Origin of the sequence: Klebsiella pneumoniae (assembly GCF_000742135.1) — a bacterium.
In the GTDB taxonomy this organism is placed as follows: Bacteria; Pseudomonadota; Gammaproteobacteria; order Enterobacterales; family Enterobacteriaceae; genus Klebsiella; species Klebsiella pneumoniae.
The window spans coordinates 4,074,810-4,098,857 of record NZ_KN046818.1; the positions used below are offsets into that span (position 1 = coordinate 4,074,810).

Sequence of the window (24,048 nt, forward strand, 5' to 3'; positions counted from 1 at the left end):
TTTTAATATATAGTGACGCAAACGTGTGCGTATACACATCATCCTTCAAATTGCCTCTTTGTTGGCCGCCTTCGTTCACCCCAGTCACTTACTTTTGTAAGCTCCTGGGGATTCGCTCAGTTGCCGCCTCGATGCACTTTGAATGATTTTGTGTATAGGTGGAAACGTATTTTTAGGCTCAATATCACTGGAGTAGTGAAAGATGAAAAAGCAAGCTGAGTTGTATCGTGGTAAGGCGAAGACAGTATACAGCACCGATAATCCGGACCTGCTGGTACTGGAATTCCGTAACGATACGTCAGCAGGTGATGGCGCGCGCATCGAGCAGTTCGATCGTAAAGGCATGGTGAACAACAAATTCAACCATTTCATTATGAGTAAACTGGCAGAAGCGGGCATCCCTACCCAGATGGAAGCGCTGCTTTCCGATACCGAATGTCTGGTGAAAAAACTGGATATGGTGCCGGTAGAGTGCGTGGTGCGTAACCGTGCGGCAGGCTCGCTGGTAAAACGTTTAGGCATTGAAGAAGGTATCGAGCTGAATCCGCCGCTGTTCGACCTGTTCCTGAAAAACGATGCTATGCACGATCCGATGGTCAACGACTCCTACTGCGAAACCTTCGGCTGGGTGAGTAAAGAGAATCTGGCGCGGATGCGCGAGCTGACCTACAAAGCCAACGACGTGCTGAAAAAACTGTTCGATGACGCCGGTCTGATTCTGGTGGACTTTAAGCTGGAGTTTGGTCTGTTCAAAGGCGAAGTGGTGCTGGGCGACGAGTTTTCGCCGGACGGCAGCCGCCTGTGGGATAAAAACACCCTCGATAAAATGGACAAAGACCGCTTCCGCCAGAGCCTTGGCGGCCTGATCGAAGCCTACGAAGAAGTGGCTCACCGCCTGGGCGTTAAGCTCGACTAACCCGCCCGCCGCCAGAAGATGGCCTCATCTTCTGGCGTCTCTTGCTGTTTCCTGTGGTAATCCTGCGCTGAACCGCCTACGATCTCTGCTATTGATACATAACAGGGAATGAGGTGCTTATGCGCTGGCAAGGGCGTCGCGAAAGCGACAATGTTGAAGATCGACGTGGACAATCAGGCTCGCCGTTTGGCGGCGGCGGGGGCGGCGGCTTCCGTCTGCCGAGCGGGAAGGGCGGCATTGTATTGCTGATTATTGTGCTGGTGGCGGGCTACTACGGCGTGGATTTGACCGGCATGTTGACCGGCGAACCGATGCCGCAGCAGCAGACCTCCACGCAGCGCTCCATCAGTCCGAAAGACGATGAAGCGGCGAAGTTTACTTCCGTCATTCTGGCTACCACCGAAGATACCTGGGGGCCGATCTTTGAAAAAATGGGCCGCCAGTACCCGCAGCCAAAGCTGGTGCTCTACCGCGGCGCGACCCGTACCGGCTGCGGCACCGGTCAGTCGGTGATGGGCCCCTTCTATTGTCCTGCCGACAGTACGGTCTATATTGACCTGTCATTCTACGATGAGATGAAAAATAAACTGGGCGCCGACGGCGACTTTGCCCAGGGGTACGTCATTGCTCATGAAGTGGGTCATCACGTACAAAAACTGCTGGGCATTGAGCCGAAGGTCCGCCAGCAACAGCAGCATGCCACGCAGGCCGAAGCCAACCGCCTGTCGGTTAAGATGGAGCTGCAGGCAGACTGCTTCGCCGGCGTCTGGGGTCATAATATGCAGCAGCAGGATATTCTGGAAACTGGCGATCTGCAGGAGGCGCTGAACGCCGCCGAGGCCATCGGCGACGATCGTCTACAGCAGCAGAGCCAGGGACGCGTGGTGCCGGACAGTTTTACCCACGGCACCTCGAAACAGCGCTACACCTGGTTCAAACGCGGTTTCGATAGCGGCGATCCGGCGCAGTGCAATACCTTCGGCAGCGCGCTGTAATCGTCCCCCATGATGGACGCGCTGCTTAACCTCACCGCGCAAATGGCGCGGGAGGGGATCCGTCGCCTGCTGGTGCTCAGCGGCGATGAGAGCTGGACGCTGCAGCAGGCGCAGGCGCTACGGGAGAGGCTCGGCGGCGATGGCCTGTGGGTTGGCCCCGAGCCGGTTTCTGCGCCCTGCGTGGCGCCCGGCGCGCTGAAAACGCTGCTGGGGCGGGAAGTGATGCACGCCTTTTTCGATGCCCGGCGCGGGTTTGATGTGGCCGCCATGGCGGCCCTGAGCGGCACGCTGCGGGCGGGAAGCTGGCTGGTGCTGCTGACGCCCCCCTTCGCCGACTGGCCGACCCGGGCGGATGAGGACTCTCTGCGCTGGAGCGATACGCCTGACCCTATCGTTACCCCTAACTTTGTTCACCGCTGCTGTCGGCAGTTTATCGCCGATCCGGAGGTGTTGCTCTGGCGGCAGTCGGACCGGCCACGTTTCCCGCTGGCCGCCCCGCGTCCCGACTGGCATCCCGCCGATGGCCGCCCGCAGGCCGAGCAGGCGGCAATCCTTGAGCAACTGATACGCCTGCCGCCCGGTATCGCGGCGGTGACGGCGGAGCGTGGACGGGGGAAGTCCGCGCTGGCGGGCATGCTCCTGCGCCAGCTTGGGGGCGAGGCCATCGTCACCGCCCCAACGCGTAGCGCTGTCGAGGTGCTGGCCAGCTTTGCCGGGGAGACGTTGCGCTTTATGGCGCCCGATGCGCTGCTGGCGTCGAAAGAAAAGGCGGCGTGGCTGATAGTCGATGAGGCCGCGGCTATCCCGGCTCCGCTTCTCCGGCAACTGGTGAGCCGTTTTCCCCGCACGCTACTCACCACGACGGTGCAAGGGTACGAGGGCACCGGTCGCGGGTTCCTGCTGAAATTTTGCGCCAGTCTGCCCCATCTGCAATCGTTCACCCTGAACGCCCCGATCCGCTGGGCGGCGGGCTGTCCGCTGGAGTCAGCCATCAGTCAGTTGCTTATCTTTAACGATGAGGCATTTCGCGACGCGCCGATGGGGGAGCTAGCCCTGGAGGCGGTCAATCAGTCCTGCTGGCAAACGCAGCCAGCGCTACCGGAGGCGATGTACCAGCTATTGTCCGGGGCGCATTACCGAACTTCCCCGCTCGATCTGCGGCGCATGATGGATGCTCCGGGCCAGGCTTTCCGCTGCGCTCGCGCCGGCGGCGCGGTAGCGGGCGCCCTGTGGCTGGTGGCCGAGGGGGGACTTTCTCGCGAACTGAGCCGGGCGGTATGGGCGGGTTTTCGCCGGCCGCGCGGGAATCTGGTCGCCCAGTCGCTGGCGGCGCACGGCGGCAGTCCCCTGGCGGCGACGCTGCGCGGGCTGCGGGTCAGTCGGATCGCTGTCCATCCCACCCGCCAGCGGGAAGGCCTCGGGCGGAAGATGATCGCCGATATCGCCGCCGATGCCGCTGGCTATGACTATCTCTCCGTCAGCTTCGGCTATACCGCTGAGCTGTGGCGCTTCTGGCAACGCTGCGGGTTTACCCTCGTACGGCTGGGTACCCATCGCGAGGCCAGCAGCGGCTGCTATACGGCGATGGCCCTCTATCCGTTGACCGCGGCAGGGCGCCAGCTGGCGCAGCGGGAGGCGCAGCGGCTGCAGCGCGATGAATACTGGCTTCGCCCGTGGCGAGAGGAATCCGCGCCGCTGCCGGCCGTCGCAGACGCTATGCTTAGTGATGAGGACTGGCTGGAAGCGGCGAGCTTTGCCTTCGCCCACCGCCCGCTGGCCGCGGCGCTGGGCTGCCTCAACCGCCTACTGATGCAGGCCGACATGCCGTTGCCGGCCCTGCGGGGACGACTGCAGGGCAAAGAGGAGGCCGCACTCTGCGCCGTGCTGCAGCTGACGGGGCGAAAAGCCTTGCAGGCGAGATGGCGTCGGGAGGCCGCTGACGCCTTGCGCTTCCTTGATGCAGCGCGCGCTGAGGCGCTGCGTCAGCAGGTGGCGCATCTGCAATTTTTTTAACTAACTCATTCAGTTAAATGGCATGGTCATATCTGGCGAGCGGCGTACACTGCCCGCAAACACTAAGGAGACAGCCATGAAACACGATCATTTTATTGTTCAAAGCCCTGCGGCGCCTGCGCAACAGCTGTTGCTGCTGTTTCATGGCGTAGGGGATAACCCGGTCTCCATGGGGCAAATCGGCAGCTGGTTCGCGCCGCAGTTTCCCGATGCGCTGATCGTCAGCATTGGCGGGGTGGAACCTTGCGGCCCCAACGGTCGGCAGTGGTTTTCGCTGCAGGGGGTGACGGAAGAGAATCGTCAGCAGCGCATCGACGCCATTATGCCGACCTTTATTGAAATTGTACGCTACTGGCAGGAAAAGAGCGGCGTCAGTCCACTGGCCACCGCGCTGATCGGTTTCTCTCAGGGGGCGATTATGTCGCTGGAGAGTATCAAAGCGGCGCCGGATCTGGCTTCGCGGGTCATCGCCTTTAATGGCCGCTATGCGACGCTGCCGGAGACGGCAACGACGGCCACTACCATTCACCTGATCCACGGGGGTGAAGATCGGGTTATCGACCTGGCGTGGGCGGTGTCGGCCGAGGAGGCGTTACAGCAGGCGGGCGGCGACGTGACCTTAGATATTGTCGACGATCTCGGGCATGCCATTGACGATCGCAGCATGCAGTTGGCGATCGAGCGTCTGCGTTATACCGTGCCGAAGCACTATTTTGATGAGGCGCTGAGCGGCAGTACGCCAAAAGGGGACGATATCATCGAAATGCTGTAACCCCGGTGAGCGGGGTTACAGGCGGGCGGTACCGCGATAAAGGCAAACTTACGGTTTCTTCGACTGGTCGTGCTTCGGCCAGTCGTCGTCGTCGTCCCATTTATCGTTAAAATCACGGTGCGGCGGCAGATCGGGTTTGTTGTTGAGGAATTTTTTGTGGTCAACGCGATTCAGATCTTTAATCACGTTGATAATTACCCCCACCAAAAAGACCAGCACCAGAATCCACCAGTGTTTAATAAGCCATTCCATGCGCGCTTCCTCTTTACGTCAATTCGTCAGGCGACCAGCTGTTCCATGACGCGTTGATACATCCGCGCCAGCAGCTGCAGGTCGGCGGCGTTCACACATTCATTAATTTTGTGAATCGTTGCGTTTACGGGGCCCAGCTCAACCACCTGCGCCCCCATGCGCGCGATAAACCGTCCGTCTGAGGTGCCGCCGTTGGTTAACAGCTGCGGTTTGATCTCATTATAGTGCTCAATCGCGTTGACGACCGCATCCACCAGCTTGCCCCGTCCGGTGAGGAACGGCTGGCCGGAGAGCCACCACTCCACGCTGTAACGCAGCTGGTATTTTTCCAGCAGGGCGATCACCCGGGATTTGATCATCTCGTCCGTCAGCTCCGTACTGAAGCGGAAGTTGAACTGGACGAACATATCGCCGGGGATCACGTTATTGCTGCCGGTGCCGGACTGCACGTTGGCGATCTGCATGCTGGTCGGCGGGAAGAACTCATTGCCTTTATCCCACTCGATATTGACCAGTTCCGCCAGCATCGGCGCCGCGCGGTGGACAGGGTTATCGGCAAGGTGCGGATAGGCGACATGGCCCTGCACGCCGTGAATAGTCAGGTTGCAGGTCAGCGAGCCGCGGCGGCCGTTTTTCACCACATCGCCGACCACTTCGGTACTGGAAGGTTCGCCGACCAGACAATAGTCCAGACGCTCGTTACGCGCCATCAGCGTCTCCACCACTTTGACGGTGCCGTTTTTGGCGCTGGCCTCTTCATCAGAGGTGATCAAAAACGCCAGTCGGCCCCTGTGGTTCGGGTACTGCGCGACAAAACGCTCTGCGGCAACCACCATCGCCGCCAGCGAGCCTTTCATATCCGCCGCTCCGCGGCCAAACAGCATCCCGTCGCGGATGGTCGGTTCGAACGGGGGATTGATCCAGCGGTCGGCGTCGCCTGCCGGGACTACGTCGGTGTGGCCGGCGAAGGCCAGCGTCTCGCCGTGGCCGCGCCAGGCCCAGAAATTCTGCGTATCGCCGAAATCCATCGGTTCAACGGTAAAGCCGATCGCACGCAGGCGTTCAATCATTAACGCCTGGCATCCCGCATCATCGGGGCTAAGGGAAGGGCGGCGAATAAGCTGCTGAGCCAGCTCAATGACCGGGCAAGACATAGACTATACCTCGTTAAACTGCTGATAACTTGCTTCACTAAAACCCAGCAGCATAGGACGACCGGGCGCGCAGAGCAATGGGCGTTTGATAATTGCCGGCATTTCCAGCATCAATGCGGCAGCGGCGTCGGCATTATCGATGCTATTGCGCAGCGACTCGTCGAGTTTGCGCCAGGTGGTGCCACGGGTGTTCAGCAGCGCCTGCCAGCCCAGCTCGGCAATAAAGGTATCCAGTTGCGCACGCTCAAGGCCATCGGCGCGGTAATCATGGAAGCGATACTCAATCTGATGCGCTTCCAGCCAGCGGCGGGCTTTTTTAATGGTATCGCAGTTTTTAATTCCGTACATGGTGAGCATAGATAAACCTTTTACATTCAATTAAGCGGTTAACTCAGATATTTCCGAATATATAAGTCTTACTGAAATAATACGTGATTCAGATGAATAAATATAACTTTTTACCGGGGATCTCATTCGATATATCGGGTGGTTAAACGTTGGCCACCTGTGGGCATGATGTGAGGGCTTTAACATTATTGCAAAAATGTTGTCTGAGGTTGCTCTACGTCACATTATGTTTACATACGAAGCGGCATAGTAGCGACAACCAGAGGTTTTATCTCTGTCAGCGGTCCATAAGACAATCAGAGCAATAGGGGAGCACAACTTCCCATCGGTAATGAAGTTATATAGAATCGACCATAATAATAAGAGAGGCTATTATGATTGAACATGAACTGGGGAACTGGAAAGACTTTATTGAAGGCATGCTTCGTAAATAAATTTCCGCAATGTGAGCAGGGGAATAACGCGAAGTAAATAAGCGCGCTAGGGTTCTGAACACATAAAGAAGGCGACCACCGTGGTCGCCTTTTCTGTTATTACGCCTCGCCGCCGAAGCTCGTCGGTTTATTGCGGACGCTCCTTTAGCGGAAAACGGCGACGCACCAGCACAAAGAACAGCGGCACGAAAAAGATCGCCAGCACGGTGGCGGAGATCATCCCGCCCATCACTCCGGTGCCGACCGCATGCTGGCTGCCGGAACCGGCGCCGGTGCTGGTCGCCATCGGCAGCACGCCGAAGATGAACGCCAGCGAGGTCATCAGGATGGGGCGCAGGCGCTGACGGCAAGCCGACAGCGTGGCGCTGAGCAGATCCTGGCCCTTCTCGTTGAGCTCATTGGCGAACTCGACGATCAGAATGGCGTTTTTCGCCGACAGGCCGATCACCGTCAACAGACCCACCTGGAAGTACACGTCATTCTCCAGCCCGCGCATCCAGGTCGCCAGCAGGGCGCCAATCACCCCCAGCGGCACCACCAGCATCACCGAGAACGGCACCGACCAGCTCTCGTACAGCGCCGCCAGGCACAGGAACACCACCAGCAGAGAAATCGCGTACAGGGCCGGCGCCTGAGCGCCAGAGAGGCGTTCCTGGTAGGACATGGCGGTCCATTCGAGGCCAAAGCCGGTGGGTAACTGCGCGGCCAGCTTCTCCATCATGTCCATCGCGGTACCGGTACTGATACCCGGCGCCGCCTCACCGACGATCTCGACCGCTGAGTAGCCATTGTAGCGTTCCAGCCGCGGCGAGCCGGTCTCCCAGCGCGAGGTGGCGAAGGCCGAGAATGGCACCATCGTGCCGCTGCTGTTGCGCACGTACCAAAGATTGATATCGTCAGGCAGCATCCGGTATTTCGCCGCCGCCTGGACGTAGACTTTCTTTACCCGGCCGCGATCCATAAAGTCGTTGACGTAGCTCGACCCCCACGCGGTTTGCAGCGTATCGTTGATGTCGTCAATGGAGACGCCAAGCGCCTGCGCTTTACGCTGATCGATATCGACCTGCAGCTGCGGACTGTCATCGAGCCCGTTATGCCGGACGCGGGTCAACAGCGGATTTTTCCCGGCCAGCTCAAGCAGCGTATCGCGCGCCGCCATCAGCGCATCGTGCCCCTTCCCGGCATGATCCTCCAGCTCCATATCGAAGCCTGCCGAACTGCCGAGGCCGCTGATCGCCGGCGGGCTGCTGGCGATAACCCGCGCTTCGTTAATCTGATTAAACGCTTTGGTGGCGCGTTCAATAATGGCAAAGGAGGTGCCGGTTTGCGGGTCGCGCTGGTCCCAGTCTTTGAGACGAACGAACATACGGGCCACGTTCTGCCCATTGCCGCCGGGGCCGGAGCCAACGGTAGCGAACACCGACTCGACGTTCTGCTTCTCGTTATTGAGGAAGTAATCTTCCGCCTTCTGCACCACCTTCAGCGTCTGCTGCTGGGTGCTGCCGCTCGGCAACTGGACCGAGGTGGTGAACATCCCGCGATCCTCCAGCGGCAGGAACGAGGTCGGCAAATGCAGAAACAGGAACACCATCCCGCCGAGCAGGACGACGTAGATCAGCATCCAGCGCAGCGAGCGGTGCAGTATTTTGCCGATGAAGGTTTCGTAGCGGCTGGCGCTGCGGTTGAAGGTGCGGTTGAACCAGCCGAAGAAGCCTTTTCTTTCATGGGATTCACCTGGCTTAACAGGCTTAAGCAGCGTGGCGCAAAGGGCAGGGGTGAGGATCATGGCCACCAGCACCGAGAGGACCATCGCCGCGACGATAGTGATTGAGAACTGGCGATAGATGGCGCCGGTGGTGCCGCCGAAGAAGGCCATCGGCACGAATACCGCCGACAGCACCATCGCGATCCCCACCAGCGCGCCCTGAATTTGTCCCATCGATTTGCGGGTCGCCTCGCGTGGCGACAGGCCCTCCTCGCTCATGATGCGCTCGACGTTCTCCACCACCACGATGGCGTCATCCACCAGCAGGCCGATCGCCAACACCATCGCGAACATCGTCAGGGTGTTGATGCTGTAGCCACAGGCATACAGCACCGCGAAAGTGCCCATCAGCACCACCGGCACGGCGATGGTCGGGATCAGGGTGGCGCGGAAGTTCTGCAGGAACAGATACATCACGAGGAAGACCAGCAGGATCGCCTCCAGCAGGGTTTTCACCACGTCGGTGATGGAAGCCTTCACGAAGGAGGTGGTCTCGTAGGCGACCTTATATTCCAGACCGTGGGGGAAAAACTGCGCCAGCTCATTGAGGCGATTGATCACGCGCTCCGCGGTGGCCATTTCGTTGGCGCCGGAAGCCAGCTTGATCCCGAGGCCTGAGGCCGGCTGGCGGTTGTAGCGGCTAAGATAGTCGTACTTCTCCGCCCCCATCTCGACGGTGGCGACATCGCCCAGCGTCACCTCTGAACCATCCTGATTGACGCGCAGAGTGATATTGCGGAACTGCTCCGGGGTTTGCAGCAGAGATTGCGAGTTGATGGTGGCGTTCAGCGCTTGCTTATCGACCGAAGGCGTCCCGCCAAGCTGGCCGACGGCAATCTGGGCGTTCTGCGAACTGATGGCGTCGGTAACATCCTTGGTGGTCATCTGGTAGCTGTTGAGCTTCGCCGGGTCGAGCCAGATGCGCATTGAGTATTGCGAACCGTAGGCGTCGATATCCCCCACGCCGTTGACGCGGCTGAGCGGGTCCTGGATGTTACTGGCGACGTAGTCGGCGATATCTTGTTTATCCATACTGCCGTCAGTGGAGACGAAGGCGAGCGTCAGGATATTGGTATCACCGGTCTTGCGCACCGTCACCCCCTGGTTTTGCACCGCCTGCGGCAGCTTACGCATCGCCGACTGTAGCTGGTTCTGAACCTGCTGCACGGCTTCATCCGGGTCGGTACCGGCGGTAAAGCTGAGGGTGATCGTCGCCTGGCCGGTGGCGCTGCTCTGGGAGGACATATACATCAGGTTATCGAGGCCGGTCATATTCTGTTCGATAACCTGAGTGACGGTATTCTCCAGGGTTTGCGCGGAGGCGCCGGGATAGTTGGCGGTGATCCGCACATTCGGCGGGGCGAGGTCGGGATACTGTTCAACCGGCAGCGACAAAATGGCAAGGGTGCCCGTCAGGCATAACAGGATTGCCAGCACCCATGCAAAAATGGGGCGATCGATAAAGAAATTCGCCATCAGAATAAAAACCTCATATGCACATTTTCTTGTTATTGCACAGCCTGTGCCACTTTAGCGCCAGCCTCTCCGGCAATCGTGGAGAAATTAAGGAGATAGTGTAATTTATCATGTTGCTTTTGCCGTATCGTAAAGAAACCTCGAGCTTTCCTGCCAGCAGGTAGCGAGTCTGCTTCGTCACCGCAGACCGGCGCATTATCCCTTGCCGGTGTGAAACCTCATTTCATTTAAGTCAAAAAAATTGATCCAAAACGGATTCTCTCCAGAAAAAGTTTATCCTGGGCAATTGGACATTGTTCCGGCGTCATCTTGTCGGGTAATAAATAGGCATGCGCATTGAGGGGTTATTCACCAAGAAGACAAAAGGAAGCCATGAACCACTTTATTTTGAGCGATAGCCGAAAGTGCATCGGCTGCCAGGCCTGCGAAGTGGCCTGCGTGATGGCGCATAACGAGGAGCAACACGTGCTGACCCCGCAGCGCTTTTTGCCACGTATCACCGTGATCAAAGCGGAGGGCCAGCGTAACGCCATCACCTGCCGCCACTGCGAGGACGCCCCCTGCGTCCGCAGTTGTCCCAACGACGCCATCGCCCAGTCCGGCGACAGCGTTCAGGTCCGTCAGGAGAAATGCATTGGCTGTAAATCCTGCATGGTGGCCTGCCCGTTCGGGGTGATGCAGGTGGTGGTGACGCCGCAGGCCGCAGGCCTGGTGAAAGCCAGCGCGCACAAGTGCGATCTATGCCAGGGCCGCGAGGCGGGGCCGGCCTGTGTGGAAAACTGTCCCGCGCAGGCGCTGACCCTCGCCGACGATGAGACGTTGATCACCCTGGCGAAGCAGCGGCGACTGCGCTCGGCATGCCAGGAGGTGCAGCCGTGGCAGCGCGCTACGCCGCTCTGCAGCCAGCCCAATGCTGGCGCGAAGGTCAGGCAAATGGCGATGACGCCCCCGCGCGGGGAGCCGGATAAGCTGGCGGCGGAGGTGCGTAAGAGCCACTTTGAGGAGATCTATCAGCCGTTCACCCCGCAGCAGGCGCAGCAGCAGGCCGCCCGCTGTCTCACGTGTGGGGAGCACAGTATTTGCGAATGGACCTGCCCGCTGCATAACCATATCCCGCAGTGGATCGAGCTGGTTAAAGCGGGGAATATCGCCGCCGCGGTCGCGCTTTCCCATCAGACCAACTGCCTGCCGGAGATCACCGGCCGCGTCTGTCCCCAGGACCGGCTGTGTGAAGGCGCCTGCACCCTGCGCGATGAAAGCGGGGCAGTCACCATTGGCAATATTGAGCGCTATATTTCCGACCAGGCGCTGGCCAGCGGCTGGCGTCCGGACCTTTCGCAGGTTAAGCCGAGCGGCAAGCGGGTGGCGATTATCGGCGCCGGGCCTGCCGGGCTGGCCTGCGCCGATATGCTGGTGCGCCACGGCGTCCAGCCGGTGGTCTTCGACCGTCATCCGGAGATTGGCGGTCTGCTGACCTTCGGCATTCCGGCGTTCAAGCTGGATAAATCGCTATTGGCCCGGCGGCGGGCGATCTTCAGCGAGATGGGTATCCGCTTTGAGCTCAATTGCGAGGTGGGGAAAGATATCTCCATGGCGACACTGCTGGCCGATTATGACGCAGTGTTCGTCGGCGCCGGAACCTATCGCTCCATGAAGGCGGGGCTGCCGAACGAAGAGGCCCCCGGGGTCTACGATGCGCTGCCGTTCCTCATCGCCAACACAAAACAGGTGATGGGGCTGGCGGCATCGGCGCAAGAGCCTTATGTCAACACCGCCGGGCTGAACGTGGTGGTGCTGGGCGGCGGCGATACGGCGATGGACTGCGTGCGCACCGCGCTGCGCCACGGCGCCCGCCAGGTGACCTGCGCCTATCGGCGAGATGAAGCCAACATGCCGGGCTCGAAAAAAGAGGTCAAAAACGCCCGCGAAGAGGGGGCGCTCTTTGAGTTTAACGTCCAGCCGGTGACGCTTGAGCTGGACGAGAACGGGCGGGTTAACGGGGTACGCTTTTTGCGCACCGAGCTGGGCGCTCCGGACGCCGGGGGAAGACGCCGTCCGACGCCGATCCCCGGCAGCGAGTTTGTTATGCCGGCAGATGCGGTGATCATGGCCTTTGGCTTCCACCCGCACCGCATGCCCTGGCTGGAAGCGGCGGGGGTGGCGCTGGACAGCCAGGGGCGTATTAAAGCCGGAGTGGAGAGCCGTTACCGTTATCAGACCAGTCAGGAGAAGATCTTTGCCGGCGGCGATGCCGTGCGCGGCGCAGACCTTGTAGTGACGGCGATGGCGGAAGGCCGTCACGCGGCGCAGGGGATCCTGGACTATCTGGCGCGGAAAACGACGCCGCTTCACTGACGACAAACCCGGCTCCGCAGCGTAGTATGAGGGCGTCCTTTTACGCTGTGGGGTCGGTATGTCACTCAATATTCACGTCATTAAAGATAAAATCCTCTCTGAGAACTGGTTCGTACTACGCAACATGACCTATGAGCTGACGCGGGCGGACGGCAGCGTCGTGCGCCACAAGCGCGAGGTCTACGATCGCGGCAATGGCGCCACCGTGCTGCTGTATAACCGCCATAAGCAGACGGTGGTCCTGGTGCGTCAGTTCCGTGTCGCCACCTGGGTCAATGGCAATCATGACGGCATGCTGATTGAAACCTGCGCCGGGCTGCTGGACAACGACGAGCCGGAAGCCTGCATTCGTAAAGAGGCGGTGGAAGAGACCGGCTACGAAGTGGGCGAGGTGAGAAAGCTGTTTGAGCTGTTTATGTCGCCAGGGGGCGTCACCGAGGTAGTGCATTTCTTTATCGCCGAGTACAGCGACGCGCAGCGAACCACCAGCGGCGGCGGGGTGGATGATGAAGCCATCGAGGTGCTGGAGCTGCCTTTTAGCCAGGCGCTGCAGATGGTCGCTGACGGGGAGATCCGCGACGGTAAGGCGGTCATTCTGCTGCAATATCTGCAAACCTCCGGCCTGATGTCGGGGAACTCTGACAAATCCGATTGAGTAACCCGCTGCCGTTGTCCAGGATAGGCGCCGTGGTCGGGTTTATCTGGGGTCGGGCGGTTCATGCTTTTTCGCGTCATCTTTTTCCTTTTTCTGGCGGTGCTGCCTTGCTCGCAGGCATGGTCGGCACCGACGCAGCAGCGCTTCAACGACTGGCTGGTCACCTGTAACAACCAAAATTTCTGCGTCACCCGTAACGTGGGGCTGCATCATGGCCTGGTGATGACCCTCAGCCGCAGCGCTGGGGCAGTCACTGACGCCAGTCTGCGTATCGAGCTGGGCGGCACCGGCAATCCAGTGGCGACGCTCGCGCCGATAGCGCCGCGCCTGCTGCTGGATGGTAAACCGCTGTCCCTGACCGACAAGCGCTGGCACATTGAAGATAAGCTCATTAAAACCGCCGACAGCGTGACGATCGATGCGTTTCTCCAGCAGGTTCAGGAGGGTAAAGCGCTCTCGCTGGCCAATGGCCTGCAGACCATCTCCCTGCAGGGGTTGAAAGCGGCTCTGTTTTTTATCGACGATCGGCAAAAGCGGGTAGGTAGCGAAACGGCCTGGGTCGGCAAAGGGGAAGAGCCGCCGCTCAGCGTACCGCCGGCGCCGGCGCTGCGCGCGGTGGCGAGCGCGGAAACGGCGCAGTCGCCGCTGGGGCGTGAGGAGCTCAACGATCTGATGGACTACGGTAATGAGCGGATGACCAACAGCCACTGCTCCCTCGATCCCTTCCGCCGTGAAATTCGCGTTACTGCGCTGACGGATGACAAAGTGCTGCTGATGACCAGCTGCGAATCCGGCGCCTACAACACCGTCTGGCTGGCCTGGCTGGTCTCCCGCCAGCGCCCCTATGTCGCCCGTCAGGTGCGGCTAACGTTGCCATTCCAGCCGCCGGGCGAGGCGCCGCGTGAGATTGAGCTGATCAACGCCAGCTATGATGACCGCCGCCATGAGCTGGTGACCCTGGATAAAGGCCGCGGGGCCGGCGATTGCGGGATCCAAACCCGCTGGCGTTTTGACGGCCAGCGGTTCAGCCTCTCCCGCTACGCGCAGCAGCCGACGTGCGACAACTGGCAGGGGCCAGATGCCTGGCCCACGCTGTGGATCACCCGTTAAGCACCTGTTCGGCGGTGGCGACGATATGGTCGACCGTAAAGCCAAAGAACGGGAACAACTGCTCTGCCGGGGCGGATTCGCCATAGCCGGTCATGCCGACGATCTTGCCTTTTAAGCCGACATATTTATACCAGTAGTCCGCTATCCCGGCTTCGACCGCCACCCGGGCGCTGACGTCCGACGGCAGCACCGATTCGCGCCAGGCCTCATCCTGGGCGTCAAACACATCAGTGGAAGGGAGCGAGACGACCCGCACATTTACCCCTTTGGCCAACAGTTTTTCCGCGGCCAGGACGGTGATCTCCACTTCCGAGCCGGTGGCGATGAGGATCAGGTCGGGCTTCCCGCCGGCATCCTTCAGCACGTAGCCACCCCGGGCGATATCCTGCACCTGTTCCGGGGTACGCGGCATCTGCGCCAGGTTTTGTCGCGACAGGATCAGCGCCGTCGGCCCGCCCTGTCGCGCGATAGCCGCCTGCCAGGCGACGGCGGTCTCCACCTGGTCGCAGGGGCGCCAGGTGCTGAAGTTGGGCGTCAGCCGCAGACTGGCCAGCTGTTCCACCGCCTGGTGCGTCGGCCCGTCTTCCCCAAGACCGATCGAGTCATGGGTATAGACCATGATCTGCCGGGCCTTCATCAGGGCCGCCATGCGCGCGGCGTTGCGGGCGTACTCCACAAACATCAGGAAGGTCGAGGTATAAGGAATAAAGCCCCCGTGCAGGGCAATGCCGTTGGCCACCGCGGTCATGCCAAACTCGCGCACCCCGTAGTGGATATAATTGCCCGCAGGATCTTCTTTAATCGATGTCGATCCAGACCAGATGGTCAGGTTACTCGGCGCAAGATCCGCAGAACCGCCCAGTAGTTCCGGGAGGTGCGGGCCGTAGGCGTTCAGCGCGTTTTGCGAAGCCTTGCGGCTGGCGATTTTCGCCGGCTCGGCCTGCAGTTTCGCCACGTAGTCGCGGGCGGTCGCGGCAAAGTCTTCCGGCAGGGCGCCATTCATACGTCGGGTTAGCTCAGCGGCCAGCTCCGGGAACTGCTGCTGGTAGGCGGCGAATTTCTCGTTCCAGGCGTGCTCCGCTTTTTCCCCGCGCGGACGCGCATCCCAGCCCGCGTAGATCTCTTTCGGGATCTCGAACGGAGGATATTTCCAGCCAAGCTGCTGGCGGGCCAGCGCTACCTCTTTTTCGCCCAGCGCCGCCCCGTGAGACTCCTCTGAGCCGGCTTTGTTGGGCGAACCGAAACCGATGATGGTCCGGCAGATAATCAGTGACGGTTTATCTTTCACCGCCTGCGCTTCCGTTATCGCCTGTTTGATAGCCTGCGGATCGTGGCCGTCGATATCGCCTATGACGTGCCAGTGATAGGCGCGGAAGCGTTCCGCCGTATCATCGGAAAACCAGCCTTCGGTTTTGCCGTCGATGGAGATGCCGTTGTGATCGTAAAAACCGATCAGCTTGCCCAGTCCGAGCGTGCCGGCCAGCGAACAGGCCTCATGGGAGATCCCCTCCATCAAACAGCCATCGCCCATGAACACCCAGGTGTGATGGTCAATGATCTCATGGCCGGGGCGATTAAACTGCGCCGCCAGCGTCCGTTCGGCGATGGCCATCCCAACGGCGTTCGCCAGCCCCTGGCCCAGCGGGCCGGTGGTGGTTTCCACCCCAGGGGTATAGCCATGCTCCGGGTGGCCGGGCGTTTTAGAGTGCAGCTGACGGAACTGCTTCAGTTCAGACAGCGGCAGATCGTAGCCGGTCAGGTGCAGCAGACTGTAGAGCAGCATCGACGCGTGGCCGTTGGACAAGATGAAACGGTCGCGGTCCACCCAGTCAGGGTTCTGCGGATTGTGCTTGAGAAAATCGTTCCACAGCACTTCGGCAATATCAGCCATCCCCATCGGCGCACCGGGATGGCCGGAGTTGGCTTTCTGCACGGCGTCCATACTCAGGGCGCGGATGGCGTTGGCAAGCTCTCTTCGGGACATATTTTTCTCCGTGAGACTAAAGTGACAGTTTGGCGGCAAGCAGATCTTCCAGTTTGCGCTGATCGACGGCGAACAGGCGGATCCCCTCCGCTAGCTTTTCGACCGCCATCGGATCCTGATTATGTTCCCAGCGGAACTCCGCTTCACTGAGCGGCACCGGACGCGGCAGGATCTGGCTGGCAGGGATCAGTTTGCGCACCACCGGGGTATCGCTGGCCTGCAGCTCTTTTAATAAAGGCGGGGCGATGGTCAACCGGTCGCAACCGACCAGCGCCAGGATCTGCTCGGTGCGGCGGAAGCTGGCGCCCATCACGATGGTGTTGTATTTATGCTGTTTGAAATAGTCATAGATATTGCGCACCGATTTCACCCCCGGATCTTCCTCAACCACGTAAGGATCCAGCGGTTTGCGCGCCTGATACCAGTCATAAATACGCCCAACGAACGGGGAGATGAGATAAACCCCGGCCTCGGCGCAGGCCCGGGCCTGGGCGAAGGAAAACAGCAGCGTCAGGTTGCAGTGGATCCCCTCTTTCTCCAGCACCTCTGCGGCGCGGATCCCCTCCCAGGTGGATGCCAGCTTGATCAGGATCCGCGACTTATCAATGCCCATCTCCTGATACAGCGCCACCAGGTGGCGAGCCTTCTCGATACTTTTCTCGCGGTTGAAGGAGAGCCGGGCGTCCACCTCGGTGGAGACCCGCCCGGGAATGCTTTTGAGGATCTCCGCGCCAAAATTGACCGCCAGCTTATCGCAGGCGTGAGTCACCTGCGCTTCGCGGCCGCCACCCTGTTTTTTGGCCCAGGCGATAGCGTCGTCGATGAGGCCGCTATAGGACGCCAGGCCGGCGGCCTTCAGCAGCAGAGAGGGGTTGGTGGTGGCGTCTTCCGGATGGTAGTGGCGGATGGATTCGATGTCTCCGCTGTCGGCGACCACCGTGGTGAACTGCTTAATGCTGTCTAACTGATTCATGGATAAGTCCTCCTGGAACAAGGTGTTACATGAGTGCTTGCCGGTATACGGTATAAACATTGATGAGGTACATAACCAAAAAGCATAGCAGACAGGGCTATTATTGGCGGCGATTCCGGGTAACATAACCGCTATAAATTGATAACAACAAAATCATAACGATGGCCAGAGTTTGGCGGTGTTCAAAGTTTATCGCCCCGCCAGGAGGGATACTGTCTGCCACTGAAAGGTGAACGACAGGATGGTCATCACGCTTTTCCCCTACGAACGATACGTGAAAGAAAGGAATAGAAAATGGATGAGCAGTTAAAACAGAGCGCCCTCGACTTCCACGAATTTCCGGTTCCCGGAAAAATCCAGGTCTCGCCGACCAAACCTCTCGCCACCCAGCGCGATCTGGCGCTGGCCTACTCGCCGGGCGTCGCAGCCCCCTGCCTGGAAATCGAAAAAGATCCGCTGGCCGCCTACAAATACACTGCCCGTGGCAACCTGGTGGCGGTCGTCTCCAACGGCACCGCGGTGCTGGGGCTCGGCAACATCGGCGCGTTGGCCGGTAAGCCGGTAATGGAGGGCAAAGGCGTCCTGTTTAAGAAATTTGCCGGTATCGATGTGTTTGATATCGAAGTCGATGAGCTGGATCCGGACAAATTCATTAACGTCGTCGCCGCCCTCGAGCCGACCTTCGGCGGTATCAACCTGGAAGATATTAAAGCGCCGGAGTGTTTCTACATCGAGCAGCAGCTGCGCGAGCGGATGAATATCCCGGTCTTCCATGACGATCAGCACGGCACGGCGATCATCAGCACCGCGGCGATCCTCAACGGTCTGCGCGTCGTCGAGAAGAATCTGTCCGACGTGCGGATGGTGGTCTCCGGCGCGGGCGCGGCGGCGATCGCCTGTATGAATCTGCTGGTGGCGCTGGGGATGCAAAAGCACAACATCGTGGTCTGCGATTCGAAAGGCGTTATCTATAAAGACCGTGAGCCGAACATGGCGGAAACCAAAGCCGCCTATGCGGTGGAAGACGATGGCAAACGCACCCTCGATGACGTGATCGACGGCGCCGACATTTTCCTCGGCTGCTCTGGCCCGAAAGTGCTGACTCAGGAGATGGTGAAGAAGATGGCGCGGGCGCCGCTGATCCTCGCCCTGGCCAACCCGGAGCCGGAAATCCTGCCGCCGCTGGCGAAGCAGGTCCGCGATGACGCCATCATCTGTACCGGCCGCTCCGACTACCCTAACCAGGTCAACAACGTACTTTGCTTCCCGTTCATCTTCCGCGGCGCGCTGGACGTCGGCGCGACGGCGATCAACGAAGAGATGAAGCTGGCGGCGGTGCATGCGATTGCCGAGCTGGCCCATGCCGAGCAGAGCGAAGTGGTGGCCTCCGCCTACGGCGATCAGGATTTAAGCTTTGGTCCGGAGTACATCATTCCGAAACCATTCGACCCGCGGCTGATCGTCAAGATCGCCCCCGCGGTGGCGAAGGCGGCGATGGACTCCGGTGTGGCGACGCGCCCGATCGCTGATTTTGACGCCTATATCGAGAAACTGAGCGAGTTCGTCTATAAAACCAACCTGTTTATGAAGCCTATCTTCTCTCAGGCGCGCAAAGAGCCGAAGCGCGTGGTGCTGGCGGAAGGGGAGGAGACTCGGGTGCTGCACGCCACCCAGGAGCTGGTGTCTCTGGGACTGGCCAAACCGATTCTGGTGGGGCGCCCGAGCGTGATTGAAATGCGCATCCAGAAGCTGGGCCTGCAGATCAAGGCCGGCGTTGACTTTGAGATCGTCAATAATGAATCCGACCCGCGGTTTAAAGAGTACTGGAGCGAGTACTACCAGCTGATGAAGCGCCGCGGCATTACCCAGGAGCAGGCGCAGCGGGCGGTGATTAGCAACACCACGGTGATTGGCGCCATCATGGTGCATCGCGGTGAAGCGGATGCGATGATCTGCGGGACTATTGGCGAGTACCACGATCACTACCGCGTGGTGCAGCCGCTGTTTGGCTATCGCGACGGCGTCAGCACCGCCGGGGCGATGAATGCGCTGCTGCTGCCGAGCGGCAACACCTTTATCGCCGATACCTATGTCAATCACGATCCGTCGCCGGAAGAGCTGGCGGAGATCACCCTGATGGCGGCGGAAAGCGTGCGACGCTTTGGTATTGAACCGCGCGTGGCGTTGCTGTCGCACTCCAACTTTGGCTCTGCCGACTGTCCGTCAGCCAGCAAAATGCGTAAAACCCTGGAGCTGGTGAAGGCCCGCGCCCCGGAGCTGATGATCGATGGCGAAATGCATGGCGACGCCGCGCTGGTGGAAAGCATCCGCAACGATCGCATGCCGGACAGCCCGCTGAAGGGGGCGGCCAATATTCTGGTGATGCCGAATATGGAAGCCGCCCGGATCAGCTATAACCTGCTGCGCGTCTCCAGTTCGGAAGGGGTGACCGTCGGGCCGGTGCTGATGGGGGTGGCGAAGCCGGTGCATATCCTGACGCCGATCGCCTCCGTACGCCGGATCGTTAATATGGTGGCGCTGGCGGTTGTTGAAGCGCAAACCGAACCGCTGTAATTTTCTATTTCCCCCGTTAACGCGCGGATCCGTTTCCGCGCGCAATATCAGGCAGGCCGGTGAGTAAAAAACGCTGAGCCTGCCTTTTTAATTCCGCCGCAATATTATTTTCTCTCCTGAGTGATCCACTTCACCTTTTAACCCCACTTGCCGAAATTTGTTATTTGCCGCGCTGAAATGTCGTCACCATGAGGACAGATTTCAGGGGGCAATCAGTCATGGATAAAGAACGCATTATTCAGGAATTCGTACCAGGCAAACAGGTCACGCTGGCGCATCTGATTGCCCACCCGGGAGCGGAGCTGGCGAAAAAGATCGGCGTACCCGAATCCGGCGCGATCGGCATTATGACGCTGACGCCGGGAGAAACGGCGATGATCGCCGGCGATCTGGCGATGAAGGCCGCCGACGTGCACATCGGTTTTCTCGACCGGTTTAGCGGCGCGCTGGTGATCTACGGCTCGGTCGGCGCGGTGGAGGAGGCGCTTCTGCAGACCATCTGCGGATTAGGCCGCTTATTAAATTATACCTTGTGCGAATTAACGAAAAGTTAATTGAGAGCGACCATGAAGCGTATTGCGATTGTCGGCGCCGTCGGTGCAGGAAAAACCACGTTATTTAATGCCCTGCAGGGGAATTATTCCCTCGCCAGAAAAACGCAGGCGCTGGAATTTAACGATCGTGGCGACATCGATACACCCGGGGAATATTTCAGCCATCCGCGCTGGTATCACGCCTTAATTACCACCTTGCAGGATGTGGACACCCTGATTTATGTCCATGCGGCCAATGATACCGAAAGTCGCCTGCCACCCGGGTTGCTGGATATTGGCAGCCGAAAGCACCTTATCGTGGCGATCAGCAAAACGGATCTGCCGGATGCCAACGTCGCCGCGGTGCGGCAGCTGCTGGACGGGATGGGGTTTCAGGCGCCGGTTTTCGCCCTCAACGGTTGCGATCCGCAAAGCGTTGCGCCGCTGGAAAATTACTTGAGTGAGCTCAGCCAAAAGGAGGAAGGGCCAGGTGAAGAAACTCATTACCGCTAACGATATTCGTGCCGCCCACGCGCGCGGCGAACAGGCGATGTCAGTAGTTCTGCGCGCCAGCATTATCACCCCGGAAGCGCGCGAAGTCGCCGAGCTGCTGGGATTCACTATCACCGAAGACGATGGCGCCGCGCCGGCGGCGACAGCGGCGGACAGCGACAAAACGGAAAGCCAGCGGATCCGGGAAACCATCCTGGCGCAGCTACCGGAAGGCCAGTTTACCGAAAGCCTGGTCGCGCAGCTGATGGAAAAGGTGATGAAGGAGAAGCAGTCCCTGGAGCAGGAGGCGATGCAGCCGGGATTTGAGGCAGTGACCGGCAAAGGCGGCATCAAAGTGATCGACGGCAGCAGCGTGAAGTTTGGCCGCTTCGACGGCGCCCAGCCGCACTGCGTTGGCTTAACGGACCTGGTGACTGACCAGGATGGCAGCAGCATGGCGGCCGGATTTATGCAGTGGGAGAACGCCTTCTTCCCGTGGACGCTGAACTACGACGAAATCGATATGGTGCTGGAGGGCGAGCTGCATGTGCGCCATCAGGGGGAAACGCTGGTCGCCAAAGCGGGGGACGTCATGTTCATCCCGAAAGGCTCCAGCATCGAATTCGGTACCCCGTCGACGGTGCGCTTCCTGTACGTCGCCTGGCCGGCAAACTGGCAATCGCTATGAACGATTTCATTACCGAAGCGTGGCTCAGAGCGAATCATACGCTCAGCGAAGGCGGTGAAATCCATCTTCCTGCCGATGCCCGCCTGACGCCCTCGGCGAGGGAACTGCTGGAAAGTCGGCATCTGCGGGTCAAATTTCTCGACCGCCAGGGGCGCCTGTTTGTCGAGGATGACGAACAGACGCCGCAGCCGGTGCATGTCCTGACCAGCAGCGACCATCCGCCCCAGGCCTGCTGCGAGCTTTGTCACCAGCCGGTGGGCAAAAAGCCGGACACCTTAACTCATCTGACGGCCGATACCCTGGTGGCGAAAAACGATCCGCGGCTGGCCTTCCGCGCGGTGCTGGACAGCACCATCGCCCTGACGGTGTGGCTGCAAATTGAACTGGCGGAGCCCTGGCAGCCGTGGCTGACGGATATCCGTTCGCGGCTGGGCAACATCATGCGCGCCGATGCGCTGGAGGAACCGCTGGCGGCGCAGTCGATAGCCGGATTCAGCGAGGCGCAGCTGCATCGTCTGTCCCATCAGCCGCTGCGTTACCTGGGTCACGATCACCTGGTGCCGGAGGCCCGCCATGGGCGCGATGTCGCGCTGCTTAATTTGCTGCGCGGCAAAGTGCGCGAGGCGGAGGTGACCGCGGCGCAGGTGTTTATTACGCCGCAATTTGCGGTCCAGCGTGCCGATATTCTACAGGCGCTCAACCGCCTCTCCAGCGCGGTCTACGTGATGATGATCCTGGGCGTGACGGACGCGCCGCCGGCGCTCAGCCAACTGCAGCAGCTGGGAGGTGAAGATGATCATTGACCAGTGTCGCAAACTGGCGCTGCGCGCCCCCGCCAGGGTGGTGTTCCCGGATGCGCTGGACGTCCGTGTGTTGAAGGCGGCGCATTATCTGCAGCAGCAGGGCCTGGCGCATCCGATCCTCGTCGCCAGCCCCTTCGCGCTGCGGCAGTTCGCCCTTGGCGAACGTCTGCCGCTGACCGGGGTGCAGGTCATCGATCCGCACAGCAACCTGGCGATGCGCAAGGCGTTTGCCGCCGCCTGGCAGGCGCGCGCCGGCGATAAAGCGCCCGCTGACGCGGTCGACAAGCTGGCCGACCCGCTGATGTTCGCCGCGGCGATGGTCAGCGCCGGGCAGGCCGAGGTGTGTATCGCCGGAAATCTCTCGTCAACCGCCAGCGTGCTGCGCGCTGGTCTGCGCCTTATCGGCCTGCAGCCGGGATGTAAAACGCTCTCTTCGCTGTTTCTGATGCTGCCGCAGTATGCCGGACAGCCGCTGGGGTTTGCCGACTGCAGCGTGGTGCCGCAGCCGACCGCGGCGCAGCTGGCGGATATCGCGATTGCCAGCGCCGAGACCTGGCGAGCGATCGCTGGCGAAGCGCCGCGGGTGGCAATGCTGTCCTTCTCGACACACGGCAGCGCCCGGCATCCCTGTGTCGCTAACGTCCAGCAGGCCACGGAGATCGTGCGTCAGCGGGCGCCGCAGCTGATGGTCGATGGCGAGCTGCAGTTTGACGCCGCCTTTGTACCGGACGTCGCTGCGCACAAAGCGCCCGGCAGCCCGCTGCAGGGCCGGGCCAATGTGCTGGTCTTCCCGTCGCTGGAGGCGGGCAACATCGGCTACAAAATCGCCCAGCGGCTGGGCGGATATCGCGCCATCGGGCCGCTGATCCAGGGCCTGGCCGCCCCGCTTCACGACCTCTCGCGAGGCTGTAGCGTAGAGGAAATTATCGAACTGGCGCTGGTGGCGTCGGTACCGCGCCAGACGGACGCAAGCCGGATCCCCGACTCGTCCACGCTGGTTGAATGAATGGTCCCCTTCAGGACCCCTTATGAGAGGAAAACACAATGGAAGCATTAGGAATGATTGAAACCCGGGGCCTGGTTGCACTGATTGAGGCCTCCGACGCCATGGTCAAAGCGGCCCGCGTCAAGCTGGTGGGAGTGAAACAGATCGGCGGGGGCCTGGTGACCGCCATGGTGCGCGGCGATGTCGCGGCGTGCAAAGCCGCGACGGATGCCGGGGCGGCGGCGGCTCAGCGTATCGGTGAGCTGGTCTCTGTACATGTCATCCCGCGCCCGCATGGCGATCTGGAAGAGGTCTTCCCGATTAGCTTCAAGGGCGACAGCAACATCTAACGGGGGAGGGGGTGCCGGAAAATTCTGGCCGGATAAGACGCCAGCGCGTCGCTATCCGGCCATGAAAAGGCATGAATGCCGGATGGCGTTGCGCTTTTCCGGCCTGCACATCACACGCGGAGACGGACATGAAGCTGGCTGTGGTAACCGGATATGTGGTCTGCACCGTACGCCATGAAGGTCTGGCCCACGACAAACTGCTGATGGTGGAGATGCTCAATGCCCGCGGCGAGCCCGACGGGCAATGTGCGGTCGCCATCGACAGCATCGGCGCGGGATGCGGCGAGTGGGTACTGCTGGTCAGCGGCAGCTCGGCGCGACAGGCGCACGCACACGGCGCCTCTCCGGTCGATCTGTGCGTGATTGGTATCGTGGATGAGGCTGCGGCCGATGGTCAGGTGCTCTTCCATAAGTAGGGTGA

Annotated in this window: 22 protein-coding genes; 16 read left to right on the top strand and 6 right to left on the bottom strand. The window is 60.3% G+C overall.

Features of this window, described 5'->3' with window-relative positions; translation table 11 throughout:
- The first annotated feature begins 202 nt into the window (after nucleotides 1–202).
- From purC to ypfH, 4 genes are all read left to right on the top strand, one after another.
- A complete protein-coding gene (gene purC, locus DR88_RS06400) occupies nucleotides 203–916 on the top strand; it encodes a phosphoribosylaminoimidazolesuccinocarboxamide synthase (protein ID WP_002913801.1) in 714 nt (237 codons plus the stop codon).
- 119 nt (nucleotides 917–1,035) lie between these two features.
- Nucleotides 1,036–1,911 carry a KPN_02809 family neutral zinc metallopeptidase gene (gene ypfJ / locus DR88_RS06395; protein ID WP_002913800.1) on the top strand — a complete coding sequence of 292 codons (876 nt, stop codon included), beginning with the start codon at nucleotides 1,036–1,038 and terminating at the stop codon, nucleotides 1,909–1,911.
- 9 nt (nucleotides 1,912–1,920) lie between these two features.
- Nucleotides 1,921–3,924: a tRNA(Met) cytidine acetyltransferase TmcA gene (locus DR88_RS06390; RefSeq protein WP_004149277.1), complete on the top strand. Its 2,004-nt coding sequence runs from the start codon at nucleotides 1,921–1,923 to the stop codon at nucleotides 3,922–3,924.
- Between the two features lie 76 nt (nucleotides 3,925–4,000).
- Complete coding sequence (gene ypfH / locus DR88_RS06385) at nucleotides 4,001–4,696, top strand: esterase (RefSeq protein ID WP_015958790.1); 696 nt, start codon at nucleotides 4,001–4,003, stop codon at nucleotides 4,694–4,696.
- 48 nt (nucleotides 4,697–4,744) lie between these two features.
- On the opposite strand, the gene DR88_RS06380 is transcribed toward ypfH, so the two are convergent.
- From DR88_RS06380 to DR88_RS06370, 3 genes are read right to left on the bottom strand one after another with little or no spacing between them, the layout of a single operon-like run.
- Nucleotides 4,745–4,948, bottom strand: a complete 204-nt coding sequence (locus tag DR88_RS06380) for a YpfN family protein (RefSeq protein WP_002913768.1) — start codon at nucleotides 4,946–4,948, stop codon at nucleotides 4,745–4,747.
- 26 nt (nucleotides 4,949–4,974) lie between these two features.
- A complete protein-coding gene (gene dapE, locus DR88_RS06375; protein ID WP_002913766.1) occupies nucleotides 4,975–6,102 on the bottom strand; it encodes a succinyl-diaminopimelate desuccinylase in 1,128 nt (375 codons plus the stop codon).
- Nucleotides 6,103–6,105: 3 nt separating this feature from the next.
- Entirely contained in the window at nucleotides 6,106–6,459 is a 354-nt protein-coding gene (locus tag DR88_RS06370; protein WP_002913764.1) for an ArsC family reductase, read from the bottom strand.
- Between the two features lie 365 nt (nucleotides 6,460–6,824).
- On the opposite strand from DR88_RS06370, the gene ypfM reads away from it, so the two are divergent.
- The gene (gene ypfM, locus DR88_RS29965) at nucleotides 6,825–6,884 is read left to right on the top strand and encodes a protein YpfM (protein ID WP_100181659.1); all 60 of its coding nucleotides are present in this window, start codon (nucleotides 6,825–6,827) and stop codon (nucleotides 6,882–6,884) included.
- A gap of 127 nt (nucleotides 6,885–7,011) precedes the next feature.
- Here the strand turns inward: ypfM and acrD are convergent, their stop codons facing one another.
- Complete coding sequence (gene acrD / locus DR88_RS06365) at nucleotides 7,012–10,125, bottom strand: multidrug efflux RND transporter permease AcrD (RefSeq protein WP_032443970.1); 3,114 nt, start codon at nucleotides 10,123–10,125, stop codon at nucleotides 7,012–7,014.
- A gap of 372 nt (nucleotides 10,126–10,497) precedes the next feature.
- On the opposite strand from acrD, the gene aegA reads away from it, so the two are divergent.
- The 3 genes from aegA to DR88_RS06350 all read left to right on the top strand — a co-directional run bounded on the left by aegA (nucleotide 10,498) and on the right by DR88_RS06350 (nucleotide 14,245).
- Entirely contained in the window at nucleotides 10,498–12,480 is a 1,983-nt protein-coding gene (aegA, locus tag DR88_RS06360) for a formate-dependent uric acid utilization protein AegA (protein ID WP_004145639.1), read from the top strand.
- A gap of 58 nt (nucleotides 12,481–12,538) precedes the next feature.
- Complete coding sequence (nudK, locus tag DR88_RS06355; protein WP_002913754.1) at nucleotides 12,539–13,135, top strand: GDP-mannose pyrophosphatase NudK; 597 nt, start codon at nucleotides 12,539–12,541, stop codon at nucleotides 13,133–13,135.
- Nucleotides 13,136–13,198: 63 nt separating this feature from the next.
- Nucleotides 13,199–14,245, top strand: a complete 1,047-nt coding sequence (locus tag DR88_RS06350) for a DUF1176 domain-containing protein (RefSeq protein WP_004149270.1) — start codon at nucleotides 13,199–13,201, stop codon at nucleotides 14,243–14,245.
- Here DR88_RS06350 and tkt read toward each other — a convergent pair.
- Both tkt and tal read right to left on the bottom strand, forming a co-directional pair.
- On the bottom strand, nucleotides 14,235–16,229 hold the full coding sequence (gene tkt / locus DR88_RS06345) for a transketolase (RefSeq protein WP_004149269.1): 1,995 nt from the start codon (nucleotides 16,227–16,229) through the stop codon (nucleotides 14,235–14,237). The genes DR88_RS06350 and tkt overlap by 11 nt on opposite strands.
- 16 nt (nucleotides 16,230–16,245) lie before the next feature.
- On the bottom strand, nucleotides 16,246–17,202 hold the full coding sequence (gene tal, locus DR88_RS06340) for a transaldolase (protein ID WP_025862051.1): 957 nt from the start codon (nucleotides 17,200–17,202) through the stop codon (nucleotides 16,246–16,248).
- Between the two features lie 294 nt (nucleotides 17,203–17,496).
- Between tal and maeB the strand changes: the two genes are divergently transcribed.
- The 8 genes from maeB to eutN all read left to right on the top strand — a co-directional run bounded on the left by maeB (nucleotide 17,497) and on the right by eutN (nucleotide 24,043).
- A complete protein-coding gene (gene maeB / locus DR88_RS06335) occupies nucleotides 17,497–19,776 on the top strand; it encodes an NADP-dependent oxaloacetate-decarboxylating malate dehydrogenase (RefSeq protein ID WP_002913731.1) in 2,280 nt (759 codons plus the stop codon).
- 218 nt (nucleotides 19,777–19,994) lie between these two features.
- Nucleotides 19,995–20,330, top strand: a complete 336-nt coding sequence (eutS, locus tag DR88_RS06330; protein ID WP_025862050.1) for an ethanolamine utilization microcompartment protein EutS — start codon at nucleotides 19,995–19,997, stop codon at nucleotides 20,328–20,330.
- A 12-nt stretch (nucleotides 20,331–20,342) separates the two neighbouring features.
- Entirely contained in the window at nucleotides 20,343–20,822 is a 480-nt protein-coding gene (eutP, locus tag DR88_RS06325; RefSeq protein WP_002913727.1) for an ethanolamine utilization acetate kinase EutP, read from the top strand.
- Nucleotides 20,800–21,489, top strand: coding sequence for an ethanolamine utilization acetate kinase EutQ (gene eutQ, locus DR88_RS06320; protein ID WP_004185056.1), 690 nt, complete (start codon nucleotides 20,800–20,802; stop codon nucleotides 21,487–21,489). The genes eutP and eutQ overlap by 23 nt, the downstream gene beginning before the upstream one ends.
- A complete protein-coding gene (eutT, locus tag DR88_RS06315) occupies nucleotides 21,486–22,292 on the top strand; it encodes an ethanolamine utilization cob(I)yrinic acid a,c-diamide adenosyltransferase EutT (RefSeq protein ID WP_002913723.1) in 807 nt (268 codons plus the stop codon). Before eutQ ends, eutT begins: the two co-directional genes overlap by 4 nt.
- The gene (gene pta / locus DR88_RS06310) at nucleotides 22,282–23,298 is read left to right on the top strand and encodes a phosphate acetyltransferase (protein ID WP_004149263.1); all 1,017 of its coding nucleotides are present in this window, start codon (nucleotides 22,282–22,284) and stop codon (nucleotides 23,296–23,298) included. The genes eutT and pta overlap by 11 nt, the downstream gene beginning before the upstream one ends.
- A gap of 38 nt (nucleotides 23,299–23,336) precedes the next feature.
- Entirely contained in the window at nucleotides 23,337–23,627 is a 291-nt protein-coding gene (eutM, locus tag DR88_RS06305) for an ethanolamine utilization microcompartment protein EutM (RefSeq protein ID WP_000387720.1), read from the top strand.
- A gap of 128 nt (nucleotides 23,628–23,755) precedes the next feature.
- Nucleotides 23,756–24,043 carry an ethanolamine utilization microcompartment protein EutN gene (gene eutN, locus DR88_RS06300; protein ID WP_002913719.1) on the top strand — a complete coding sequence of 96 codons (288 nt, stop codon included), beginning with the start codon at nucleotides 23,756–23,758 and terminating at the stop codon, nucleotides 24,041–24,043.
- The last annotated feature ends 5 nt before the right edge of the window (nucleotides 24,044–24,048 follow it).